The sequence below is a fragment of the Tropicimonas sp. genome, from assembly GCF_047971885.1.
GTDB lineage: Bacteria > Pseudomonadota > Alphaproteobacteria > Rhodobacterales > Rhodobacteraceae > Tropicimonas.
Genome location: NZ_JBKEAE010000065.1, coordinates 1 through 23068 on the forward strand (window position 1 = coordinate 1; position 23068 = coordinate 23068).

Below are 23068 nucleotides of genomic sequence, written 5' to 3' on the forward strand. Positions count from 1 at the left end.
GCGTGCCGCGATCAGACCGCGTTGCCCGAGGTAAGGCGCATCCAGGCCGCCGGGATGGTTTCCAGCGTAACGGGTGCGGGGCTGAGATAGGCGCCCGCGAACATCGCGACGATGCCCAGAATCAGGACGATGACGGCGGCGCGCGGCGGCTCCATGCGGATCAGCTGCACCAGGGCAACGATCAGCGACAGGGCACAAAGGACGACGCCGCCAAGCAGCAGAAGATCGGACATGGTTCAGATCCAGTTGTGACGTTCCCGCAAGGGGTTATTCCGGATCGGTGTTGTAGATCAAGCGTTCGTCGCATGGGGCGATGCGCAGGATGTTGGTGGTGCCGGGCACATTGAAGGGCACACCGGCCATGACCACGATCTGCCGGGTCTCGTCGGCAAAGCCCCCGTCGCGCGCCGCCTTGGCCGATTGTACCACCGCCTCCTTGAAGCGGTTGAGACGCGGGGTCATCACGCAATGGGTGCCCCAGGTCAGGCACAGGCGGCGCAGCACACCCTCGACCGGGGTCATGGCGAGAATCGGCACGCGCGGGCGTTCGCGGGCCACCAGGCTGACCGTGGTGCCCGACTGGGTGAAGGCGCAGATGGCGGCGATATCGGTGGTTTCGGCGATCTCGCGCGCGGCGGTGACGATGCCGTCGGCGACCGAGTGACGCTTGACGCTGCGCGTGGCCTCGATCATCTCGCGATAGTTCGGGTCGCTTTCGACCGAACGGGCGACGCTGTCCATCGTCAGCACCGCCTCGACCGGGAAATCGCCCGCCGCGCTTTCGGCCGACAGCATGACCGCATCGGTGCCCTCGTAGATGGCGGTGGCCACGTCGCTGACCTCGGCCCGGGTCGGGGTCGGGCTTTCGATCATCGATTCCAGCATCTGCGTGGCCACGATCACCGGCTTGGCGGCGGCGCGGGCGCCGCGGATCAGCTGCTTCTGGATCGGCGGCACCGCCTGCACCGGCAATTCGACCCCCAGATCGCCGCGCGCCACCATGATGCCGTCGGCAACGGCAAGGATCTCGTCGAACGCCTCGACGGCGGCGGGCTTTTCGATCTTCGCGAGCACGGCTGCCCGCCCGTCGGCCAGATCGCGCGCTTCGAGCACATCCTCGGCCCGCTGGACAAAGGAAAGCGCCAGCCAGTCGACCCCGAGGTCGCAGACGAAATCGAGATCGGCACGGTCCTTTTCGCTCAGCGCCGCCAGCGGCAGCACCACATCGGGAACGTTCACGCCCTTGCGGTTCGAGATCGTACCGCCCGTCACCACCGTGCAATTGGCGTAATCGTCACCGCAGCTTTCGACCCGCAGGCGGATCTTGCCGTCGTTGACCAGCAGCGTCGCCCCGGGGCGCAGGGCGGCGAAGATCTCCCTGTGGGGCAGGCAGACCCGGCTCGCGTCGCCTTCGGCGGGATCGAGGTCCATCCGGAACGATGCGCCTTCGACCAGTTCCTCCGAATCGCCGGCAAAGACACCGACGCGCAGCTTCGGCCCCTGAAGGTCGGCCAGAATCGCGATCGGACGGCCAAGCTCGCGCTCGATCTGCCGGATGATGGTGTGGCGCTCGCGGATTTCCTCGTGACTGCCGTGGCTCATGTTGAGACGGAAGACATCGGCGCCGATCTCGAACAGACGCCGGATCATGTCGTAGTCGTCCGAAGCAGGCCCCAGCGTTGCCACGATCTTCACATTTCGCATCCGTCTCATGGGATACCCTTCCCTTTCGTTCATCCCGGCGCTCAGAACTGCGTTGTTAGCGGTATACGCGCCGCAACGCTACCCCGTTCGGCTCTGGCGCTTTCCCGCCGCCCGCCTTACACCGATGCACGAATAACATCACGCTGCAATGACATACCACGCCTTTCACACCCATGGGGAAAGCCGGCCGGGCCGGTGGCTCGTCACCTGCGATCACGCGACCAACACGGTTCCGCCCATGGTCGGTGGCGGAACGCTGGGATTGCCGCAATCGGAAATGTCCCGGCATATCGCCTATGATCCCGGTGCCGCCGGCGTGGCGCATGCACTGGCGGATTCGCTCGGCGCGACGCTCGTCACCTCGAACTTCTCGCGGCTGGTGATCGACCCGAATCGCGGCGAGGACGATCCGACGTTGCTGATGAAGCTCTACGACGGCACGATCATCCCCGGGAACCGCCACGCCGACAACGGCGAACTCGAACGCCGCAAAGAGCTCTGCTACCGCCCCTACCACGCCGAGCTTGGCCGTCTGGCGGCATCGCGGGACGATACCGTGATCGTCGCGGTGCACAGCTTCACCCCGCAGCTTCGCGGTCGCGCCCCGCGCCCCTGGCACGTCGGTGTCCTGCATTCGCCGCCGCACAACGCCCTTTCGCTGGCGCTGATCGAACGCCTGCGTACCGAAGGCGACATCTGCGTCGGCGACAACGAACCCTATTTCGGCCACCAGCCCGGCGATTCCATCGACCGGCACGCCCTGAAGCACCGCCGCGCGCATGTGCTGGTCGAGGTGCGGCAGGATCTGATCGAAACCGTCGCCCGGCAGCAGTTCTGGGGAAGGCGGCTGGCACCGATGCTTGCCGGGGCGCTTGCGGACGCGCATATCTGAAACGGATCGAACCGGAGGGATGACCATGGACGACAACACACGCACCGAGGTCGAAGCCGCCACATTCCGCAGGCTGCGCAGGCACCTGATGGAAGACCGCGCCGACGTTCCGAACATCGACATGATGAACGCCACCGGCTTCTGCCGGAACTGCCTGTCGCGCTGGTACGGCGAGGCCGCCCGCGAACGCGGGGTCGAGATGACGGAGCCCGAGGCGCGCGAGGCCTTCTACGGCGTTCCCTACCTGACCTGGAAGGCGGCAAACCAGACGGCGGCCGCCCCCGACACGCTGGCCGCATTCGAGCGGGAATACGCCCGGAATACCGGCCCGCGCGATAAAACCTGATACGCGGACGCAGCGGAACGGCCCCATATTTCCGAACATGCCGCAGGGCCCCCCGTGGCATGCTGCCGGCCATCCTGTCGCTCCGCTCGCCGGGGGCGGACTTCGAACCACCGCAAAGCCGCCGGCCGGAATCAGGCGGGGGGCTGGCGCTGTGCACGGCCCGCGGCAAAGGTATCCACCTCGTCGCAGAGCCGCAGAAGAACCGGCCGATGACGCGCGGCAGACGGGCAAGCAGCCGCAGCTTCGGCGGCGACGGCGTGAAGCTGAGTGCGGAAACCGCCATAGGCCCTTCGCCCAGCCCGGCAATCATCCCGTCGAGCACCGCATGGGTCAGCAGCCAGGCTTCCATATCGGCTAGACGGACGAAGCGATAGACGGCGTGCCCGGCCCTTCAGACCCGACACATCAGGCCCGCGGCCGTCTCAGGGCTGGCCGCGCTCGGCCAGCGCAAGCGGATTTTCGGCCGGCCCGGCAACTCGGAACAGGGTGTTGGTATCGTGGTGATCGAAGGGGTCGGGCCTGTCCCTGATCTTCAACGTGGTGTGAAGCTCGTAGGACCAGCTGTTATCGTCGTTGATCGTTATCTCGCAGCGATAGCTGTCGGTCCGGAAGGCCTGTTCGAGGAAGGTTGTGGAGCAGATACCGTAATCGGTCGCCCCCCGCTTCGCCTCGACGCTGAAGCTCCGGTCGTCCGCCGCGGCCTGCCCCGCCGCCAGCACAACCTGCCCACGTGGAATCGTCAGGGTCTGCATGATCAGGCCGGTTGCCGGTTCCCACAGCCAATAGCCGACCTGATCGTGAAAGGTCGGCAGTTCTTCGGGGTTGTTGATATGGGTGTGATAGCGCAGCCCGTAAAACAGCTGCGGGCCGTTGTTCTGCGCGTCGATGGGATCGAGCCGGATATGTTCGACGAACTTCTTCGTCTCGGGGCCCGGCGCCTTGGGGCTGGTGTCGGTTCCCAGCCGCGACCGCCAGGTTCCCGCCAGCGCCCGCAACGGACCCAGACTGCCCAGCACATCGGAAGCGGATGGCGTTTCGGTATAGATGTCTTCGGGGAACGGGTTCATCGATCGCTCCTTTTCTGCATGCCCGGATTGCCGACGGACATGCAGAAGATGCCAGAGGACAGGCGGCTTGCCCAAACCGCAATTTGCCGCTGTCCGATCCGGTTCCGGCCCTCCGCCGCCGCACGATACCGCCACCGGCGACATTGACAAACCGCGCGCGGAAGGTCTGTTTGCGGATGCCGGGGGACATGTCCCGAACCGAAACCGCCAGCGGGGAACCTGCGGATATTGACCCAGCCTGAACGAGATCGGCCGCTCGCGCGGTACAGCCGGGCTCTTCGGCGCGAGAATAGCCGGCGCAACGCGCTCGACTGGGCGTTCTTCCTGTCCGGTGCGGCGCTGTTGCTGTGGGTCGTCGTTCAGGGGGCCGGCGCCATGCCCTACAACTGGCAATGGTACCGGATCCCGCCGTTCTTTTTCCGCATCGTCGACGGAGATCTGATCTGGGGCCCGTTCGTCCGCGGGCTTGTGGTCACGCTGCGGATCGTCGGGTGGAGCGCGCTGCTGGCAATGGTCGCCGGGTTGTGTATCGCCCTGCTGCGGCTTTCGCGCTCTTTCGCCGGGCACGGGCTGGCGACGGTCTATCTGGAACTGGTGCGCAATACGCCGCTGCTGGTGCAGATGTACCTGTTCTACTTTGTGCTTTCGCCGATACTGGGAATCGACCGGTTCTGGACCGGCGTTCTGGCGCTGGCCTTTTTCGAGGCCTCCTTCATCTCCGAAATCGTCCGGGGCGGCATCCTGTCGGTTCCCCGTGGCCAGTGGGAGGCCGCATCGGCGCTCGGGATGCGCAGTACGGCGGTATACGCGCGCGTGGTGCTTCCGCAGGCGCTGCCCCTCATGCTGCCGCCACTGACGTCTTCGCTGGTGAACCTGATAAAAAGTTCGGCAATCGTGTCGACCATCGCGCTTTTCGACCTTACCAATGAGGGGCGGAACGCCATTGCCGATACGTTCATGGCCTTTGAAATCTGGCTGACGATCGCCGCGGTCTATCTTGTCCTGACGCTGAGCCTGTCGGGGCTGGCGGCCTGGCTCGAGGCTCGCGCCCGAAGGCCGGAACAGTACGATGCGTGACCCCAACAGACGACCCCTTGCAGGAGAAAACCCATGAAAGCCCTGAAAATCTTCGTTCTCGCCGCCATCGCGGCACTCAGCTTCATCAAGGCGCCGCCGGTACTGGCGCAGGACACATCGCGCGCCTTGTCCTCGGAAAGCGTGATCGAAACGATCAAGAAACGCGGTGTGCTCAAGGTGGGCCTGTCGACCTTCGTTCCCTGGGCGATGCGCGACAGGAACGGCGATCTGATCGGTTTCGAGGTCGATGTCGCCACCCGTCTGGCCGAGGACATGGGTGTCGAGATCGAGTTCGTACCCACCGCCTGGGACGGAATCATCCCCGCCCTTATCGCCGGCAAGTTCGATGTCATCATCGGCGGCATGTCGATCACGCCGGCGCGCAACCTGACGATCAATTTCACCGCACCCTATGGCGGCGCCTCGCTCGGCGTGATGGCTTCGGTCGCGGCCTCGAAAGACATCGAATGGCCCGATGGCTACAATGCCCCGACGGTGACCTTTGCCTGCCGGCGCGGCGGCACGCCCTGCACCTATATCCAGGAGCGGTTTCCCCAGGCGACGCTGCGCCAGTTCGACGACGAAAGCCAGGTCCTGCAAGAAGTCCTGAACGGCAACGCCAACGCAATGGTCTCGTCGCAGCCGCTGCCCGCCTTCACCATCTACGAGAATCCCGAAACCGTCTTTGCCCCCACCGACGAGGCGATCCAGCCGACGGCGGATGGATTCGCGCTGCGCAAGGGCGATCCCGACGCACTCAATTTCTTCAACAACTGGATTCTGGTGAACACCGGCAACGGATTCCTGCAGGACCGGCACGACTACTGGTTCGGCGGCCGGCCCTGGGCGGACCAGATCGCCCAGTAGCGCAACGGAAGGCGGCGCAGCTGCCGCCTCTCCACGACGGAAGTAACCGGTATGTACCCCGATCCCAGTCGCAGGCGGCGTTTCGGCCTGCTCGATGCGATGATAATCACCGCCGTTCTCGGGTTTCTCGCCTTTCTGTGGCATCGGGTGTCCGGGGTGCTGGTCTACAGGTGGGACTGGGGATTTCTGCCCCAGGTCATGGTGCGCCGGACCGAAGGCGGCATCTGGGTGCCGAACACCCTTCTGGAAGGGTTCCTGACCACCATCCGCCTGTCGCTGTGGTCGATGCTGATCGCCAGCCTGCTGGGCGTGGCGCTCGGCCTCATGGCGACCCGCAAACGCCTGCTGCCGCGGCTGACGACGCTCGCCTATGTCGGGGTGATCCGCAATGTCCCACCGCTGGTCTTCATGTTCGTCTTCTATTTCTTCATCTCGTCGCAGATGATGCCGCTGCTTGGACTGGACGGCTGGGTGCGCGGGCTGGGCCCGGCGGGACGACAGGCGATCAACCTGCTGCTCGGACCCCCGGAAATCTTCGAGAACCTGATGGCCGGACTGCTCAGCATCGCGATGTTCGAGGCGGCCTATATCGCGGTGATCGTCCGGGCCGGCATCCTGTCGGTTCCCGCAGCCCAGATCGAGGCTGCCCGGAGCGTCGGGCTGCGCCCGTTCCAGACATTCCGGCTCGTCACCTTTCCGCTGGTGCTTCAGGCGATCACCCCACCGCTGACCAACCAGTTCATCCTGCTGGTCAAGGACAGTTCCATCGTCTCGCTGATCTCGGTGCAGGAACTGACCTTTGCCGGAACCGAGATCGCCAACTCCACCCAGCGCCGGTTCGAGGCCTATCTCGCCGTTGCCGCGCTCTATTTCATCCTGTGTTTCGCCCTTTCGCGCATCTCGGCGCGAATGGAACGGCGGGCGCGGCTGCGGACATAGGCGATGGTCCGGCAGAGCCGGCCGGCGCGATTGTGTCGCGCATCGCAAACCGGTCTGCAACCTTGCGGTCCGGGGCGGATTTCGGCATTGGGCGCGAAACCGGGGAAAAGCGAATGAATATCCTCAAGGAGAGCGCGGCGCTGGTCAGCCGCGTGACGATGCGCCTGTGCCAGCTGTTGCTGGGGCTGATCTTCATCGGGCAGGTGACGGTGGTGATCCTGCGCTATGTCTTCGGGATGGGCTTCATCGAGTTGCAGGACGCGGTGGCCTACAGTTTCGCCTCGCTGGTCGTTCTGGGTCTTCCGGTGGCGCTGACGCACGACGCGCATGTGCGGGTCGATGTGTTCCGGGCGCACCAGTCGCCGCGCCAGCGCAGGTGGTTCGACCGGTTCGGCACGATGGCCTTTCTGATCCCCGTCTTCGGGCTGACGATCTGGTGGGTCTGGCCGGATGTGGTCTATAGCTGGTCGATCCGCGAAGCCTCGGCCGAGACCGGAGGGCTGCCCGGGCTCTATCTGGTCAAGACCACGCTGCCGGTGGCCTGCGGGCTGATGATCCTGCAGGGGCTGACGATGCTGGTAACCGATACCGCGGAGTCCAGCCGATGATCGAGCATTTCTGGCTGATCGTCCTCGGGCTGGGGCTTCTGGCCGGCATCCTGTCGGGGATTCCGGTCATGCTGGCACTTTCCGGCGTGCCGGTGCTGATCGCCTATGTCGCCTCGGGCTTCGGAGCGTTCGATCTCAGCTATCTGCGTGCCTATCCGCAACGCGCCTACGGGGTGATGTCGAACTCGCTCTTCATCGCGGTGCCGCTCTTCGTGCTGATGGGGGTGATGCTGGAGCGCTCGCGCGTGGCCGAACGGATGCTGATGCAGGTGGGCCGGGTGCTGGGCGGCACGCCGCGCGCGCTGGCGCTGGCGGTGCTGCTGATTTCGACGCTGATCGCGGCATCGACCGGCGTTATCGGCGCAACCATCGTCATGCTGGCGCTGATCAGCCTGCCGGCGATGCGGCGGGTCGGCGTGCCCGACGGCACGGCGAGCGGCCTGATCTGCGCCTCGGGCACGCTGGGCCAGATCATTCCGCCCTCGATCGTGCTGATCCTGCTGGGCGATCAGGTCGCCAATGCCTATCTCGACGCCCAGCAGCATGCCGGCAATTTCGCCCCCGATGCGGTCACCGTCAGCGATCTGTTCGCCGGCGCCATGCTGCCCGGGCTGCTGCTGATCGCGCTTTACGGGATCTATGTCGCGATCGCGCTGTCCGGCGTGCCGCGACAGTCCGAAGCCCGGATCGAGACCGTCGGCCTGTGGGAGGTCGGGCGCGAGGTCATGCCGCCGCTGCTTCTGATCCTCGCCGTTCTGGGCTCGATCCTCGCCGGCGTGGCGACCCCCACCGAAGCGGCGGCGATCGGCGTGGCGGGAACGATGCTGATCACCGCCTCCCATGTCGCCGCGGCGAGCGATGTCGATGCGCTGCCCGGCGGCAGCCATCCCCATCCGCCCGGCGAACGGCGCACGCCGGCATGGCTGCGCCACCTGATGACAGCCACCGCCGTGGTGGGCTTCGCGCTGGTCGCGCTGCGCCTGACCGGCGTCGGCCGGGTGGACCTTTCGGCGGCCACGCTCAGCCTGGGCCCCGGATCGCTGCTGGCGCTGGGGCTGACGGTGCTGCTTGTCGCCGGGCTGACCCTTGCAATGGTGATATTGCTGCGCGCCGGGGTCTTCGGCGCCACCCTCGCACAATCCGTGCTGACCACGGCGATGATCTTCGGCATCGTTCTGGCGGCCTCCATGCTGTCGCTGGTGTTTCGCGGCTTCGAGGGCGATATCTGGGTGCGCGAGGTCCTGACCGGCCTGCCCGGCGACCACCGGACGATGCTGCTCTGCACGCTTGTGGTCATCTTCCTCATGGGGTTCGTCCTCGAATTCGTCGAAATCGTCTTCATCGTCGTGCCGCTGGTCGGACCGATCCTGCTGCAGGATATCGACCCGGTGTGGTTCGCCGTACTGGTCGCGCTGAACCTCCAGACCTCCTTTCTGACGCCGCCCTTCGGCTTTGCGCTCTTCTACTACCGCTCGGCGGCGCCGGCCGATATCTCGACCGGGACCATTTACCGCGCCGTCGTACCCTTTGTTCTGATACAGATTCTCACCCTGGGCATCGTTTTTCTCTGGCCGGCGCTTGCGACCTGGCTGCCGAACGTGTTGTTTGGCTGAAAATCAACCGCGGGGCACAGACCTGCCCCAAGACATGGAGAGATCAGGTGAAACGTCGTGCCTTTCTGAAGACCGGGGTGGCTGCCGCCCCCGCCGTCGCGCTGGCCGCGCCGGCCATCGCGCAGGGTGTCATCGAATGGAAATGCCCCACTGCGTTCCCGGCGCAGTCGCCGGGGGTCGGCACCAATGCGGCAACCTTCGTCGAGCGGGTCAACACGATGGCCGACGGCCGGCTGCGGCTCAAGCTGTTTTCGAGCGGCGAACTGGTGCCCGCCTTCGCCGTCGAGGACGCCGTGCAACAGGGCACCGCCGAAATCGGGCACGGCACCCCCTATTATTCCGCTGGCAAGAATTCCGCGCTGCACATCTTCACCAACATCCCCTTCGGCTTCAGCGCCTCCGAGCTTTCGGGCTGGCTGCGCTATGGCGGCGGGCAGGAACTGTTCGAGGAAATCTATGCCCAGCGCGGCCTGGTGCCGATCTATTCGGGCAATTCCAGCGTGCAGGCCGCCGGCTGGTTCCGCAAGCCGATCGACAGCCTCGCCGATCTGTCGGGGCTGAACATGCGGATCGCCGGGCTTGGCGGCGAGGCGATGCGCAAGCTTGGCGTCAACGCGGTGCTGATGCCACCGACCGAGATCTTTCCGGCCTTCCAGTCGGGGGCGATCGACGCCGCCGAATGGGTCGGGCCGATGCTCGATCAGGCCTTCGGCATGAACAAGGTGGCCAATTATTGCTACGCGCCGGCCTTTCACGAACCCGGGGCGGGGCTCAACATCGTCGTCAACGGGGATGCCTGGGAAACCCTGACGCCCGACCTGCAGGCGATCATCCGCAACGCGGCGGGGGCGGCCGAGTCCGAGACGATCGCCCAGTTCGAATATTTCAACGGCATGGCCTTCAAGGCGTTGCAGGATGCCGGGGTGGAGTTCCGGACCTTCCCCGACGACATCCTGGCCGCGCTGAAAACCGCCTCGGCCGAGGTGATCGCCGAACAATCGGCCGCCAACCCCGATTTCGCCCGCTGCATCGAAAGCTGCAACGCCTATCTCGAGGTCGCCCGGCCCTATGGCGCGGCGTTCACCGCGCCGATGCTGCTGCAACGGCTCTGAGCAACGGAGCGGCACGGATTGCCGCCCGCCCGCAAGGGCGCTTTTTTCGCCTCGCGGCCCGTATCGTCGCAGAAACGGGCCGTGGTCAGTCTGCCCATTCCCATGGCCGGGTGAAATTGCCCAGCAGGTGCCGGACCGCCGCCTCGTCGACATCGCCGGTGCGCCACAGACGTGCGACAAGGCCGCGCCTGCTGTCCTCGACCACATCCACCACCCCGGCCGCGATACCGGCCTCCTTCAGCGTCTGGTCGTAGACGCGCCGGATCGCCATCTTGCGCAATTGCGGCTTGAAGACCTTGCCAACCGCCGTCTTGGGCAGTTCGGGCACGATCTCGATGTATTTCGGCACCGCCGCCCGTTCGGTGATGCGGGGCCGGATATACTCCAGCAGTTCCGCACCGGTTGTCGTCGCGCCCTCGACCAGTTCGACATAAGCCGCCGGCAGTTCCCCGGCAAAGGCATCGGGCTGGCCGATGGCACCGGCAAAGGCGACTGCCGGATGGCCCGACAGCGCCTCCTCGATGATTGCCGGGTCGATATTGTGGCCGCCCCGGATGATCAGGTCCTTGGCCCGCCCGGTGATCCACAGGTAGCCATCGGCGTCGAGCCGCCCCAGATCGCCGGTGCGCCGGTAGATGTCGTGATGGAACAGGTCGTGGTTCTTGTCGGTCTCGGTATAGGTCGAGCCGGCAAAGACGCCGGGGCTGTCGATGCAGATCTCGCCAACCTCGTCGGTGGCGCATTCGCGCGGCCCTTCCGGGGTATGCAGCAGGATCTTCACATCGGTATGCGGGAAGGGAATGCCAACCGAGCCGATCTTCTTTTCTCCCGCTATCGGGTTGATCGAGACCAGGCAGGTCGCCTCGGTCAGGCCGTAGCCCTCGACGATCTTGACCCCCGTCGCCTTTTCGAAGCGGTTATACAGTTCCACCGGCAGCGGAGCCGAGCCCGAAAACGCATTCTGCAACGTGCTCACATCGGCATCGACGGGCCGTTGCATCAGCGCGGAAAAGGCGGTGGGCACCCCGATCATGAAGGTGACGCGCCAGCGTTCGATCAGCTTCCACAGATTGTCAAAAACGCCTTCGCCACGATAGCCGGCGGGCGTCGGGAACACCACGTGCCCCCCCGAGGCGATCATCGACATCAGGATGGGGTGCACCGCGAAGACATGGAACAGCGGCAGCGGGCAAAGCACGACATCGCTGTCGGTAAACAGCATCCGGTTGCCGAGCCAGCCGTTGTAAATCATCCCCGAATAGAGATGCTGCGCGACCTTGGGCATGCCCGTGGTACCACCGGTGTGGAAATAGGCGGCGATGCGATCATGGGTCGAATCCGCGAAATCCAGCGTATCGGCGCGCTGTCCGGCCAGTTCGGCTGCGAAATCGCGGATCGTCGCGGTATGATGCACGTCGAGCCGGGGTCTGAGAAACGGCACGACCATCTTCCTGACCCCGGTCATGTAGCGCCGCAGGTCGACCTCGAGCACGTGTTTCACGTTGGGGGCGAAATCGACCGCCTTCGCCGCCTTCTGCGCAATGTCGCTTTTCGGAAACGACTTCAGCGTGACAAGCACCCTTGCGTTGGTCTCGCGCAGGATGGCCGCGATCTGGTCGGCCTCCAGAAGCGGATTGATCGGGTTGACGATTCCCGCCACCGCCCCGCCGAGCAGGGTGAGGATGGTCTCGGTGCTGTTCGGCATCAGAAAGGCCACCACGTCCTGCTCGCCCACGCCAAGCGCGCGGAACAGGTTCGCCGCCTGCGTGACCTTGCCATGCAGTTCGGCCCAGCTCAGGGTCTCCGCCGGATCCCGGGGCCCCGAGAATAGCTGGAACGAAACCGCCGGGCGGTCGCCATGCCGCGCCCTTGCCGCACTCAGGAACTGATACATCGTGACAGGAACATCGCGTTCCTCCCACGGCATTTCGGCATTGATGGCATCCCTGTCCGCACGCGTTGCAAAAGCCATGCAAGTGTCCTCCCCTGTTGCACCTCACTTTCGGGCGTCCCCGGTTCAGTTGGTGCGGGGAAAGTATGATCTGCAAGCCTTACGCGGCGCAACAGGTTTGCTACGCTGCGTCACTTGCCGGAAATCCCGTCGGTGAACTGAAGACGCGCCAGTTCGGCGTAGAGCCCGTCTTCGGCCACCAGTCGGTCATGGGTGCCTTCGGCAACGATCCTGCCGCCGTCGAACACCAGGATGCGGTCGGCCTGTTTCACCGTTGCGAGCCGGTGGGCGATGATCAGCGTCGTGCGGTTTTCCGCCATCGCCGCCACCGCCTGCTGCACCGCGCGTTCACTCGCCGCATCAAGCGCCGATGTCGCCTCGTCGAGCAGCAGCACCGGCGCGTCGCGCAGGATGGCCCGGGCAATGGCGATGCGCTGCTTCTGCCCGCCCGACAGCATGACACCGCGCTCGCCGACATAGGTCCCGTATCCCTCGGGCATCGCCGCGATGAAATCGTGCGCCTGCGCGGCACGGGCGGCCTGCTCGACCTCGGCATCCGTCGCCCCGGGGCGGCCGAAGCGGATATTCTCGCGCGCGGAGGCGGCAAAGATCACCGGATCCTGCGGAACCAGCGACATCGCCAGGCGGAAATCGTCGCGGTTCATCTCCGGCAGGGCGATGCCGTCGAGCCGTACCTGCCCGTTTGTCGGATCGTAGAACCGCAGCAACAGTTGCAGCACCGTCGACTTGCCCGCGCCCGACGGGCCGACCAGTGCCACCTGCTCGCCCGGCGCGATGGTGAAGCTCGCCCCATGCAGCGCCGCGTCGTCCGGGCGGCTCGGGTAGTGGAAGATCACATCGTCGAAGACGATTTCACCCCGTACCGGGCGTGGCAGGGCGCGCGGCTGTGCGGGATCGTTCACCGTATCCCGCGCATTCAACAGTTCGACCAGCCGTTCGGTGGCCCCGGCGGCGCGCTGCAACTCGCCCCATATCTCGGACAGGGCCGCGACCGAACCGGCCATGATGCCGGCGTAGATCAGGAACTGCACCAGTTCGCCCGCGGTCATCGACCCGGTCCGCACATCCCGCGCGCCGATCCAGAGCACGCCAAGAATGCCGGCAAAGACCACGAAGATGATGATGATCGTCAGCGCGGCGCGCACCGCGATGCGTTTCTTTGCCACCCGGTAGCTTTCCTCGGTGATCTCGCCGAACTGCGCCCGGCTCGCCGCCTCGTGCGAGAACGCCTGCACCGTCTGGGCCGCCTGCAACGTCTCGGCCGCCATGCCCGAGGACCGCGCGATCCAGTCCTGGTTCTGCCGGCTCAGCGCCCTGAGCCGCCGCCCGAGCGCAAGGATCGGAACGACAACCACCGGAATGATCGCCAGGACCAGCAGCGTCAGCTTGCCCGAGGTGAACAGCATCATCGCCAGCCCGCCGACGAACAGCAGCATGTTGCGCAGGAACCAGCTTACCGACGAGCCGATGACTGACAGGATCAGCGTCGTATCGGTGGTTATCCGGCTTGTCACCTCGCCCGACATCAGGTTTTCGAACCACGCCGGGCTCATCCCGATCATCCGGTCGAATACCGCCTTGCGGATATCGGCCACCACGCGTTCGCCCAGCCGCGAGACGATGTAATAGCGCAGCCCCGACCCGGCGGCGAAGATACCCGCGATGACGATGGCGGCGAGGAAATACTCGTCCAGCAGGTGCATCTCGCCGGTGCCGAACCCGTCGACGACCCGGCGGGCGGCAAGCGGCAGCAGCAGCGAGACGCCCGCCGTGATGGTCAGCGCGACAGCAGCGAGGATCACATAGCTGCGGTAGGGAGCGAAAAACGGCAGCAGCGACCGCAGCGCACCCACATCTTTCGAGCCCTTGCGTTCGGTTTCGCCATTCGGTGCGGATCGCGCCATCTTTCAACCTCTCCCACAGGATACCGTGCAATACCCGCCCGGCCCGCCGGCGGCAACCGGCTGGCCGCAGGCGGGCGTTCACGTTCCTTTTCGGAGGGTTCTGCCCCTGTCGCCGCTTTGGTTTCAGGGGGTGTCCCGGCAGACCGCAATCCGCCGGAACGGATGGCAGCCCCTATCGGGTGGAGATGCGGCCGTCGATATAGGGCGTATAGGGGGCGTTCCTGGCCAGGTATTCGGCGGTCACATCGGCCAGATCCGGCCCGTAATCATAGACCCTGGCCGCATCGACGAACATCGCGTAGCCGTCGCCGCCGCCGCGCACGAAGTTGTTGGAGACCAGAAGATAGGCCGCTGCCGGGTCGATCGGCACCCAGTCGCCGCCGGCACCGACCAGAACATCGGTGATGCGCCCGCCCGCCGGGGCGGCCGGATCCCAGGTGAATCTCAGCCCCGAAACCTGCGGGAAGCGTCCGGCGCCCTCCTCGACCTCGCTGACGCCGTTTTCGAGCGCGTCGATCACCGCCTGCCCGGAAACCTCGAAGGTCGAAAGGGTATTCTGGAACGGCAGCACCGTCAGCACCTCGCCCATCGTCACTTCACCCGCGTCGATGCCGGCCCGCAGCCCGCCGCCGTTGGCTATGGCAATGGTCACGCCCTGATCGCGCACCCGGTCGAGCATCGCGTCCGCCACCAGATTGCCCATCGCACATTCCCGGGCTCGGCAGGCGTCGCGGCTGCCGTCGATGGGTTCGGCCGCTTCGGCCACCACCTTGTTGCGGATCTCGTCCAGCGGCACCGCAAGCTCGGCGATCCGGGCCCGGGTATCGGCATCCTCGGCAACGCCGGCATCCATCAGAAGCGGCTCGCCGCTGGCTTCGACGATCCTGCCGTCGTCGTCGAAGGTGACGTTCAGTTCGCCCAGCAGCACCCCGTAGGCATAGGCCGACACGATCGCGGTATCACCCACCATCGTAGGATAAGGCCCTTCGGCCCGTTCGGACCGGTTCGACAGATAGGTATTGGTGTGCCCGCCGACGATCACATCGACCCCGGTCGTACTGGCGGCGACCTGCTTGTCCACGGAGTAACCCGAATGGCTGAGCAGGATGATCTTGTCGATCCCCTCGCCGGTCAGCTTGTCGACCTCGCCCTGAACGGCCGTCGAGGGATCGGTGAAGGTGATGTTGGGCCCCGGGCTCGCCAGTTCGGCGGTATCCTGCGGCGTCAGCCCGATCAGGCCCAGCCTTTCGCCGCCCCGTTCGATCACGGTGGATTTCATCAGCGTGCCGGACAGCAGCGGTTCGGCGCTGATATCGGCATTCGACATCAGGACGGGAAAATCGACCGCATCCATGAAGCCGCGCAGAACCTCGGGGCCGTCGTCGAACTCGTGGTTGCCGACAGTCATCGCGTCGTAGCCGAGCCTGTTCATGAACTCTGCCGCCGCCGCGCCCTTGTAATAGGTATAGAACAGCGTTCCCTGAAACTGGTCGCCACCATCGACCAGAACCGAATTGTTCGACCGCGCCCGCGCTTCGGCGATTGCGGTAACCAGCCGCGCGGTGCCGCCGAAGCACTTGCCCTCGGCGTCATCCTCGGCCGGGCAGGTCGAATCGTATTTGTTGACCGGTTCGAAGCGGGAATGGAAATCGTTGGTATGCAGGATGGTCAGCGAATAATCGGCCAGCGCCGGGCTGGCCCCGATTGCGGCCGCCGCGGCGGCGCTCAGCAGGCGTATATGCATCGGGTCTCTCTCCCTGTTGGTCCCCCCACCACCATGTCGCGCCTGCGCCGCCCGGTCAAATCCTGCCGGCGCTTGACCTTGCGTGGCGCGACAGGCAGATGGCGGGCATGCTGGTCTACAAGATATTCCGCCGCCCCGAATGGGACGCCCTTGTCGTCCACGGCCGCACACGCGGCGCGCCGGTCGACGAGGCCGATGGATTCGTGCATTTTTCCACCGCCGGTCAGCTACGCGAAACCGCCGCGAGGCACTTTGCCGGCGAAGGCGATCTGGTACTGGCCACGCTCGACACCGACCGGCTGGGAGACGCGCTCAGATGGGAGCCCTCGCGCGGCGGTGCCCTGTTCCCGCATCTCTATCGCATGCTCGAACTGACGGACGTTCTCCGGCACGGGCCGCTGCCGTCCGGCCCGGACGGTCACGTTTTTCCGGAGGACCTGTGATGGGCTGGCTGGACCGGGCGGGGCTGGCGGTGCTGCGCCGGATCGACCCCGAGACGGCGCACGCGCTGGCGCTGCGGGCGCTGAACCTCGGGCTGGTTCCGCTTCCCGGAGCGATCACCTCGCCGCGCCTTGCCACTCGGCTGGCCGGGCTTGACCTGCCCAATCCGGTGGGTCTTGCCGCCGGCATGGACAAGAACGGCGTCGCGCTGGCGCCGTTGGCGCGGGCGGGCTTCGGATTTCTCGAGATCGGCGCGACAACGCCACGCGCCCAGCCCGGCAACCCCAGGCCGCGCCTTTTCCGCCTGCCCGAGGATCGCGCCGTCATCAACCGGTTCGGTTTCAACAACGAAGGGATGGAAGCGATGGCGCGCAGGCTGGAACACCGCCCCGGGGATGCCGCGATCGGTCTCAATCTCGGCGCCAACAAGGACAGCGCCGACCGCGCCGCCGATTTCGCCACCGTACTGGAAACCTGCGGTCCGCACCTGGACTTCGCCACCGTCAACGTCTCATCGCCCAATACCGAAAACCTGCGCGAGCTTCAGGGCCGCAAGGCGCTGGAGGCGCTGCTGCGCGGCGTTCTCGCCGCACGCGACGGGCTGGCGCGGCCGGTCCCGGTATTCGTCAAGATCGCCCCCGACCTGACCGAGGGCGAGATCGCCGATATCGCCGCTGTCGCCGCCGGTGTCGGGATCGACGGCATCATCGCCACCAACACCACGCTGGACCGCACGGCGCTGCGCTCCGGCAATGCCGCCGAGACGGGCGGGCTTTCCGGTGCGCCGCTGTTTGCCAGATCGACCGCCGTGCTGGCCCGCCTGCATGCCGAGACCGCCGGGGCGATCCCGCTGATCGGCGTCGGCGGGATTTCGAGCGGCGCCGACGCCTATGCCAAGATCCGTGCCGGCGCTTCGGCGGTGCAGCTATATACCGCGCTCGTCTATGGCGGTATCGGGCTGGTGGCGCGAATCGTGCGCGACCTCGACCTGCTGCTCATGCGCGACGGGCACGCAAATGTGGCAGAGGCGGTCGGCACAGGCGGCTGACCGGAACCGTCGCCGCCGTGCGGCCGCAGGTAACCGCCGATCTACCAGACACGTGCGGCCGGCCGCCGGACACATCATATGGACATTTTTCTGCGATGCGGCATCTTGCCGCCCCATTCGGCATGCGACGGTATGCACATTTTGTCAGACCGGCCGCGCAACAGGCTTGCGCGAAGGCGGAGGGTTTGCGTAACACTTGATAATGTTCAGCAGGGAGGGAGAACATGGGGTATTCCGAGATCTATGGTGCGTGGCGGGCCGACCCGGAGGCGTTCTGGATGAACGCCGCCAAGGATATCGACTGGTACCGGCCGCCGTCGAAAGCTCTTTTCGACGATAACGCGCCGTTCTACGAGTGGTTCTCGGATGCGCTGGTCAACACCTGCTACAATGCGGTGGATCGCCATGTCGAAGCAGGGCGCGGCGACAATCTCGCCATCATGCACGAAAGCCCGATAACCCATTCGACCAAGGGCATCACCTATCGCGAATTGCGCGACCGGGTCGCCTCGCTCGCCGGCGCGCTGAAGATGCGCGGCGTGGAAAAGGGCGACCGGGTCATCATCTACATGCCGATGATCCCCGAGGCGATCGAGGCAATGCTTGCCTGCGCCCGGATCGGCGCCGTCCACTCGGTGGTCTTCGGCGGGTTCGCGGCGCACGAACTGGCGGTACGGATCGACGACGCGACGCCAAAGGCGATCATCGCCGCGTCCTGCGGTCTCGAACCCAACCGGGTGGTCCACTACAAGCCGCTGCTTGACGAGGCCATCGAGCAGGCCACCCACAAGCCCGAATTCTGCGTCGTCTTCCAGCGCGAACAGGAAGTGGCGAAACTGGTCGAGGGACGGGATTTTTCCTGGCACGGCTTCCAGTACGGCGTGAAGCCCGCCGCCTGCGTTCCGGTCGAGGGCAACCACCCCGCCTATATCCTCTATACCTCCGGCACCACCGGCCAGCCCAAGGGCGTGGTGCGCTCGACCGCCGGCCATCTCGTCGCCCTGCAATGGACGATGAAGAACATCTACAACGTCGGCCCCGGCGAGCGCTTCTGGGCGGCATCCGATGTCGGCTGGGTGGTGGGACATTCCTATATTGCCTACGGGCCGCTGATCGCCGGTGCCGAAACCGTCGTCTTCGAAGGCAAGCCGATCGGTACGCCGCATGCCGGCGTTTTCTGGCGGATCATCCAGAACCACCGGGTGAAGAGCTTCTTCACCGCGCCGACCGCGCTCAGGGCGATCAAGCGCGAGGACCCGTCCGGCGAGTGGATCAAACGCTACAAGCTGCACGATCTGCAGGCGCTGTTTCTTGCCGGCGAACGCGCCGATCCGGACACGATCAAATGGGCGCAGGAACATCTCGGCGTGCCGGTGATCGACCACTGGTGGCAGACCGAAACCGGCTGGGCCATCGCTGCCAACCCGATCGGGATCGAGCAATTGCCGGTCCAGCTCGGCTCGCCGTCGGTGCCGATGCCGGGCTAGGAGGTGCACGTTCTCGACGAGGGCGGGCACGAGGTGCCCGATGGCCAGATGGGCGCGATCGCCATCAAGCTGCCGCTGCCGCCGGGCACGCTCCAGACCCTGTGGAACGCGGAAGATCGTTTCCACAAATCCTATCTCAGCCATTTCCCCGACTATTACGAAACCGGCGATGCCGGCTACAAGGACGAGGACGGCTATCTCTACATCATGGCGCGTACCGACGACGTGATCAACGTCGCCGGCCACCGGCTTTCGACCGGCGCGATGGAAGAGGTGCTGGCAAGCCATCCGGACGTGGCCGAATGCGCGGTGATCGGCGTTGCCGACGATCTGAAGGGGCAGTTGCCGCTGGGCTTTCTCTGTCTCAACGCCGGCAGCAAGCGCACCCCGGAGGAGGTGATAAGGGAATGCGTGAAACTGGTGCGCGAACAGATCGGCCCGGTCGCCGCGTTCCGGCAGGCATGTGTCGTCGACCGCCTGCCCAAGACACGGTCGGGCAAGATTCTGCGCGCGACGATGCAGAAGATCGCCGACAATCAGGAGTTCAGGATGCCGGCAACAATCGACGACCCGGCAATCCTCGACGAAATCACCACCGCGCTGCAGGGCGCGGGCTACGCAAAGGGAAACTGATCCCGGACGGCAACGATCGCAGGCGGCGCCACGGCGCGCCGCCACGGTCCGGTTGCAGGGCTGCGGGCGGCAATCGGTCAGACGAACTGTTCGCGGATCAGGCGTTCCTCGAGCCCGTGACCCGGATCGAACAGGATGCGGTGGCGGACCCGGGGCTCGCTGCGGATCACCACCGTGATCACATTGCGCACCGAAGACCGGCTGTCGGCCTCGGCCATGACCGGGCGCTTCTCGGGTTCCAGAACATCGAAGCGCACCTCGGCGGCAGACGGCAGGAGCGCCCCGCGCCAGCGCCGCGGACGAAAGGCCGACATGGCGGTCAGCGCCAGCACTTCGGAGCCGATGGGAACGATGGGACCATGCGCGGAATAGTTGTAGGCGGTGGAACCCGCCGGGGTGCTGACCAGCGCGCCATCGGCGACCAGTTCCTCCATCCGTACCCGCCCGTCGACCGAGATGCGCAGCTTCGCGACCTGCGGCCCGGCGCGCAGCAGCGACACCTCGTTGATCGCCAGCGCGTCGTGCATCGCGCCGTCCGCGCTGAAGGCACGCATCGCCAGCGCGGTGATCACCTCTTCCTGCGCCTGCTCCAGCCGTTCGGTCAGGCCGCGCAGGCGGTATTCGTTCATCATGAAACCGACGGTGCCGCAGTTCATCCCGTAGACCGGAATGTCGAGATGCTGGGAATCGTGAAGCGTCTGCAGCATGAATCCGTCGCCGCCAAGCGCGACGATCACGTCGGCATCCTCGGGCGTGTGGTCACCGTAGGTGCGGACCAGTTCCTGCCGCGCCAGTTCCGCCACTTCCACGCGGCTTGCCAGCACGGCGATTCTGGTCATTGCATTCCCCTGGGTGGACATCCGGTTTCGCAAACGTCATCTCCCGCCCCCATCGGAAACGCAAGGCTCGAATGCTGTCCTGCGGCGGCACGATACCGGCGCTTCGCGTCTTTTTCCCGGCCGCGCCATGCTGTACACGCGCCTTGACATTGCGGCCCCGCCGCCCCGAAGAGGATATCGCCAATGACCCGTGACCCCGGCTTCTTCACCGAAACCCTCGCCACACGCGACCCCGAGATCGCCAGGGCGATCGGTCTGGAGCTTGGCCGCCAGCGCGACGAAATCGAACTGATTGCGTCGGAGAACATCGTCAGCCGCGCGGTTCTCGAGGCCCAGGGCTCGGTGATGACCAACAAATATGCCGAAGGGTACCCGGGGCGGCGTTATTACGGCGGATGCCAGTATGTCGATATCGCCGAGAATCTCGCCATCGAGCGCGCGAAAGAGCTTTTCGGCTGCGAATTCGCCAATGTGCAGCCGAACTCCGGCAGCCAGGCCAATCAGGGCGCCTTCAACGCGCTGATCCGGCCCGGCGACACGATCCTTGGCATGAACCTCGCCTCGGGCGGGCACCTGACCCATGGCGCGCCGCCCAACCAGTCGGGCAAGTGGTTCAACGCTGTGCAATACGGCGTGCGCCGGCAGGACAGCCTGATCGACTTCGACGCGGTGGCAAGCCTTGCCGCCGAACACCGGCCCAGGCTCATCATCGCCGGTGGCTCGGCCATTCCGCGCCAGATCGACTTCGCGAAATTCCGCGAGATCGCCGACAGCGTGGGGGCCTACCTGATGGTCGACATGGCCCATTTTGCCGGCCTCGTCGCGGCAGGCGAACACCCCTCGCCCTTCCCACACGCCCATATTGCCACCACAACCACGCACAAGACCCTGCGCGGCCCGCGCGGCGGGATGATCCTGACCAATGACGAGGCGATCGCGAAAAAGGTCAATTCGGCAATCTTCCCCGGTATCCAGGGCGGCCCGCTGATGCATGTGATCGCCGCCAAGGCGGTGGCCTTCGGCGAGGCGCTGCGCCCCGAATTCCGGACCTATCAGCGCCAGGTGCGCGCCAACGCGGTGGCGCTGGCAAACGAATTGCTCAAGGGCGGGCTCGACATCGTGACCGGCGGCACCGACACCCACGTGATGCTGGTCGACCTGCGGCCCAAGGGCGTGAAGGGCAACGCAACCGAAAAGGCCCTGGAGCGCGCCCACATCACCTGCAACAAGAACGGCATTCCCTTCGATCCCGAGAAGCCGACCGTGACCTCGGGCATCCGCCTCGGCACACCGGCCGGCACCACGCGCGGCTTCGGCGAGGAGGAATTCCGCCGGATCGCGCGAATGATCGTCGATGTCGTCGACGGTCTCGCCGCGAATGGAGAAGAGGGCAACGCCGGAATGGAGGAGACGGTAAAGGCGCAGGCCATGGCACTCTGCGCCCGCTTCCCGGTCTATCCCGGTCTCTGATCCCTCCCCGAGCTATGCCCGAAAGTTGGTGACGGCGTGATCAGGCAGCGGTTGGAAGTTGCTTGATGCCGTCTTCGAAGGCAATCCCGTGAATGATCTCTGGCAAAAGGTTCGCGCCGTCGAGCTTCCGCCAATTCGATTGCGCCGACATCATGAGCCGGAATGCCATCGCGAGGCCGGTTGTCCGGCTCAGGCAGCCCCTGGTCTTTCCGGTCCGGTGGCGGACCGTGGCGAAGGTGCTCTCGATGGGGTTTGAGGTCCGGATGTGTTTCCGGTGTTCGGCCGAAAAGTCATAGAAGGCGAGACGCACGTCTCGGTCCTTGAGCAGCTTACCGACCGCCTTGTCGTATTTGACACCGCAGGTCTCGACGAAGAAATCGAAGGCGGCTTCGGCCTCCGCCCTGGTCTCGGCCTGCCAGATGGCGTGCAGATGGCGCTTGGCCTTGGGTTGCACCGACCTGGGCATTGCGTTGAGCACGTTGCCGGTCTTGTGGACCCGACACCGTTGCTCGCGGGTGGTGTCGAAGACCTCGCGGAGTGCAGCCCAGAACCCAAGCGCGCCGTTTCCTACGGCCAGGTCCGGTACACGAGTGAGGCCACGGCGCTTGAGGTCGAGCAGCAGTTCGCGCCAGATCTGCGTGCTTTCGCGGTAGCCATCGGTGAGGCCCGGACCTTCCGTGCGGCCCCATTCATCCGCGCCAATCAGCACCAGAATGCATTGCTTCTCCTCGGCCATGCGCGGCCGGAAGTAGACGCCATCGGCCCCGATGTAGACGATGCGCCGCGCGCCCAGGGCGCGGCACTGCCAGCGCTCGTAGTCTTCCCACCACGCCGCCTTGAGCCGGGAAATGGTGGTTGACGACAGCCCGGCGGCGTTCGGCCCCAGGAGCGCCGCGAGGGCTGTCTGGAACTCGCCCGTCGAGATGCCCTTGAGATAGAGCCAGGGCAGCAATGCTTCGACGGACCTGGCCTTGCGTAGATAGGGTGGCAGGATCGAGGAAGTGAACCGGACCTTCTCGGCCCCAACTCTCCGATTTCGGATGCGCGGATGACCGTGCCTCACAATACGCGCCCGGCCATCTTCGGTCTTTTAACCGGCATGGGCCGCAAGCAGTGCGGGCAGCTCCGCTTCAACCGCCGGCTGGATCAACTCGCGCGCACCTGATCGCAAGACATCCGTGAGCGGATCGAGTGAGAATCCCGACGGATCGGCCAACGACGTGATGGTAGAATTCTTCATGTGGCATATCCTTTTCTCTGCAGAGAATTGCGGCGCGTGAACAACGCCATGATATGCCGCCCCTC

At 65.5% G+C, this 23068-nt stretch carries 18 protein-coding genes and 2 pseudogenes; 12 read left to right on the top strand and 8 right to left on the bottom strand.

Annotated features, from left to right (window positions below):
• Positions 1 to 11: 11 nt before the first annotated feature.
• Entirely contained in the window at positions 12 to 233 is a 222-nt protein-coding gene (locus ACK5IR_RS06725; RefSeq protein ID WP_416927185.1) for a hypothetical protein, read from the bottom strand.
• A 34-nt stretch (positions 234 to 267) separates the two neighbouring features.
• Positions 268 to 1713 carry a pyruvate kinase gene (gene pyk / locus ACK5IR_RS06730; RefSeq protein WP_416927187.1) on the bottom strand — a complete coding sequence of 482 codons (1446 nt, stop codon included), beginning with the start codon at positions 1711 to 1713 and terminating at the stop codon, positions 268 to 270.
• Between the two features lie 139 nt (positions 1714 to 1852).
• Here pyk and ACK5IR_RS06735 point away from each other — a divergent pair, with 139 nt between their 5' ends.
• Both ACK5IR_RS06735 and ACK5IR_RS06740 read left to right on the top strand, forming a co-directional pair.
• A complete protein-coding gene (locus ACK5IR_RS06735) occupies positions 1853 to 2596 on the top strand; it encodes an N-formylglutamate amidohydrolase (protein WP_416927189.1) in 744 nt (247 codons plus the stop codon).
• 25 nt (positions 2597 to 2621) lie between these two features.
• Complete coding sequence (locus tag ACK5IR_RS06740; RefSeq protein WP_416927191.1) at positions 2622 to 2942, top strand: DUF1244 domain-containing protein; 321 nt, start codon at positions 2622 to 2624, stop codon at positions 2940 to 2942.
• A 422-nt stretch (positions 2943 to 3364) separates the two neighbouring features.
• Here ACK5IR_RS06740 and ACK5IR_RS06745 read toward each other — a convergent pair whose 3' ends face one another.
• Positions 3365 to 4009 (bottom strand): FABP family protein, encoded by a 645-nt coding sequence (locus ACK5IR_RS06745; protein WP_416927193.1) that lies wholly within the window; start codon positions 4007 to 4009, stop codon positions 3365 to 3367.
• A gap of 228 nt (positions 4010 to 4237) precedes the next feature.
• Between ACK5IR_RS06745 and ACK5IR_RS06750 the strand changes: the two genes are divergently transcribed.
• From ACK5IR_RS06750 to ACK5IR_RS06775, 6 genes are all read left to right on the top strand, one after another.
• On the top strand, positions 4238 to 5086 hold the full coding sequence (locus ACK5IR_RS06750) for an amino acid ABC transporter permease (protein WP_416927195.1): 849 nt from the start codon (positions 4238 to 4240) through the stop codon (positions 5084 to 5086).
• Positions 5087 to 5119: 33 nt separating this feature from the next.
• Complete coding sequence (locus tag ACK5IR_RS06755; protein WP_416927197.1) at positions 5120 to 5953, top strand: transporter substrate-binding domain-containing protein; 834 nt, start codon at positions 5120 to 5122, stop codon at positions 5951 to 5953.
• 51 nt (positions 5954 to 6004) lie between these two features.
• Positions 6005 to 6892, top strand: a complete 888-nt coding sequence (locus tag ACK5IR_RS06760) for an amino acid ABC transporter permease (protein WP_416927199.1) — start codon at positions 6005 to 6007, stop codon at positions 6890 to 6892.
• Between the two features lie 113 nt (positions 6893 to 7005).
• Positions 7006 to 7500, top strand: coding sequence for a TRAP transporter small permease subunit (locus ACK5IR_RS06765; protein WP_416927201.1), 495 nt, complete (start codon positions 7006 to 7008; stop codon positions 7498 to 7500).
• Positions 7497 to 9113, top strand: coding sequence for a TRAP transporter large permease (locus ACK5IR_RS06770; protein WP_416927203.1), 1617 nt, complete (start codon positions 7497 to 7499; stop codon positions 9111 to 9113). The genes ACK5IR_RS06765 and ACK5IR_RS06770 overlap by 4 nt, the downstream gene beginning before the upstream one ends.
• 47 nt (positions 9114 to 9160) lie before the next feature.
• On the top strand, positions 9161 to 10225 hold the full coding sequence (locus tag ACK5IR_RS06775; RefSeq protein WP_416927205.1) for a TRAP transporter substrate-binding protein: 1065 nt from the start codon (positions 9161 to 9163) through the stop codon (positions 10223 to 10225).
• Positions 10226 to 10310: 85 nt separating this feature from the next.
• Here ACK5IR_RS06775 and ACK5IR_RS06780 read toward each other — a convergent pair whose 3' ends face one another.
• The 3 genes from ACK5IR_RS06780 to ACK5IR_RS06790 form a co-directional block, all read right to left on the bottom strand.
• Complete coding sequence (locus ACK5IR_RS06780) at positions 10311 to 12197, bottom strand: acyl-CoA synthetase (RefSeq protein WP_416927207.1); 1887 nt, start codon at positions 12195 to 12197, stop codon at positions 10311 to 10313.
• Between the two features lie 110 nt (positions 12198 to 12307).
• Positions 12308 to 14101, bottom strand: coding sequence for an ABC transporter transmembrane domain-containing protein (locus ACK5IR_RS06785; RefSeq protein ID WP_416927209.1), 1794 nt, complete (start codon positions 14099 to 14101; stop codon positions 12308 to 12310).
• Positions 14102 to 14273: 172 nt separating this feature from the next.
• Entirely contained in the window at positions 14274 to 15845 is a 1572-nt protein-coding gene (locus ACK5IR_RS06790; RefSeq protein WP_416927211.1) for a bifunctional metallophosphatase/5'-nucleotidase, read from the bottom strand.
• A 107-nt stretch (positions 15846 to 15952) separates the two neighbouring features.
• Here ACK5IR_RS06790 and ACK5IR_RS06795 point away from each other — a divergent pair, with 107 nt between their 5' ends.
• The 3 genes and pseudogenes from ACK5IR_RS06795 (at position 15953) to ACK5IR_RS06805 (ending at position 19454) form a co-directional block, all read left to right on the top strand.
• On the top strand, positions 15953 to 16288 hold the full coding sequence (locus ACK5IR_RS06795; protein ID WP_416927219.1) for a DUF952 domain-containing protein: 336 nt from the start codon (positions 15953 to 15955) through the stop codon (positions 16286 to 16288).
• Positions 16288 to 17334 (top strand): quinone-dependent dihydroorotate dehydrogenase, encoded by a 1047-nt coding sequence (locus ACK5IR_RS06800; RefSeq protein ID WP_416927213.1) that lies wholly within the window; start codon positions 16288 to 16290, stop codon positions 17332 to 17334. The genes ACK5IR_RS06795 and ACK5IR_RS06800 overlap by 1 nt, the downstream gene beginning before the upstream one ends.
• A 224-nt stretch (positions 17335 to 17558) precedes the next feature.
• A pseudogene (locus ACK5IR_RS06805) lies at positions 17559 to 19454 on the top strand (propionyl-CoA synthetase).
• A 77-nt stretch (positions 19455 to 19531) separates the two neighbouring features.
• Here ACK5IR_RS06805 and ACK5IR_RS06810 read toward each other — a convergent pair.
• Positions 19532 to 20293 carry an NAD kinase gene (locus tag ACK5IR_RS06810; protein ID WP_416927215.1) on the bottom strand — a complete coding sequence of 254 codons (762 nt, stop codon included), beginning with the start codon at positions 20291 to 20293 and terminating at the stop codon, positions 19532 to 19534.
• 183 nt (positions 20294 to 20476) lie between these two features.
• Between ACK5IR_RS06810 and glyA the strand changes: the two genes are divergently transcribed.
• Positions 20477 to 21763: a serine hydroxymethyltransferase gene (gene glyA, locus ACK5IR_RS06815; RefSeq protein WP_416927217.1), complete on the top strand. Its 1287-nt coding sequence runs from the start codon at positions 20477 to 20479 to the stop codon at positions 21761 to 21763.
• Between the two features lie 40 nt (positions 21764 to 21803).
• Here the strand turns inward: glyA and ACK5IR_RS06820 are convergent.
• Positions 21804 to 23003: pseudogene (locus ACK5IR_RS06820) on the bottom strand (IS256 family transposase).
• Positions 23004 to 23068 lie beyond the last annotated feature (65 nt).

Coding starts and splice junctions, on each gene's coding strand:
- ACK5IR_RS06790 (WP_416927211.1), bottom strand. CDS start 15,845: ATGCATATACGCCTGCTGAGCGCCGCCGCGGCGGCCGCAATCGGGGCC.
- pyk (WP_416927187.1), bottom strand. CDS start 1,713: ATGAGACGGATGCGAAATGTGAAGATCGTGGCAACGCTGGGGCCTGCT.
- ACK5IR_RS06725 (WP_416927185.1), bottom strand. CDS start 233: ATGTCCGATCTTCTGCTGCTTGGCGGCGTCGTCCTTTGTGCCCTGTCG.
- ACK5IR_RS06785 (WP_416927209.1), bottom strand. CDS start 14,101: ATGGCGCGATCCGCACCGAATGGCGAAACCGAACGCAAGGGCTCGAAA.
- ACK5IR_RS06770 (WP_416927203.1), top strand. CDS start 7,497: ATGATCGAGCATTTCTGGCTGATCGTCCTCGGGCTGGGGCTTCTGGCC.
- ACK5IR_RS06780 (WP_416927207.1), bottom strand. CDS start 12,197: ATGGCTTTTGCAACGCGTGCGGACAGGGATGCCATCAATGCCGAAATG.
- ACK5IR_RS06800 (WP_416927213.1), top strand. CDS start 16,288: ATGGGCTGGCTGGACCGGGCGGGGCTGGCGGTGCTGCGCCGGATCGAC.
- ACK5IR_RS06765 (WP_416927201.1), top strand. CDS start 7,006: ATGAATATCCTCAAGGAGAGCGCGGCGCTGGTCAGCCGCGTGACGATG.
- glyA (WP_416927217.1), top strand. CDS start 20,477: ATGACCCGTGACCCCGGCTTCTTCACCGAAACCCTCGCCACACGCGAC.
- ACK5IR_RS06795 (WP_416927219.1), top strand. CDS start 15,953: ATGCTGGTCTACAAGATATTCCGCCGCCCCGAATGGGACGCCCTTGTC.
- ACK5IR_RS06760 (WP_416927199.1), top strand. CDS start 6,005: ATGTACCCCGATCCCAGTCGCAGGCGGCGTTTCGGCCTGCTCGATGCG.
- ACK5IR_RS06735 (WP_416927189.1), top strand. CDS start 1,853: ATGACATACCACGCCTTTCACACCCATGGGGAAAGCCGGCCGGGCCGG.
- ACK5IR_RS06745 (WP_416927193.1), bottom strand. CDS start 4,009: ATGAACCCGTTCCCCGAAGACATCTATACCGAAACGCCATCCGCTTCC.
- ACK5IR_RS06740 (WP_416927191.1), top strand. CDS start 2,622: ATGGACGACAACACACGCACCGAGGTCGAAGCCGCCACATTCCGCAGG.
- ACK5IR_RS06810 (WP_416927215.1), bottom strand. CDS start 20,293: ATGACCAGAATCGCCGTGCTGGCAAGCCGCGTGGAAGTGGCGGAACTG.
- ACK5IR_RS06755 (WP_416927197.1), top strand. CDS start 5,120: ATGAAAGCCCTGAAAATCTTCGTTCTCGCCGCCATCGCGGCACTCAGC.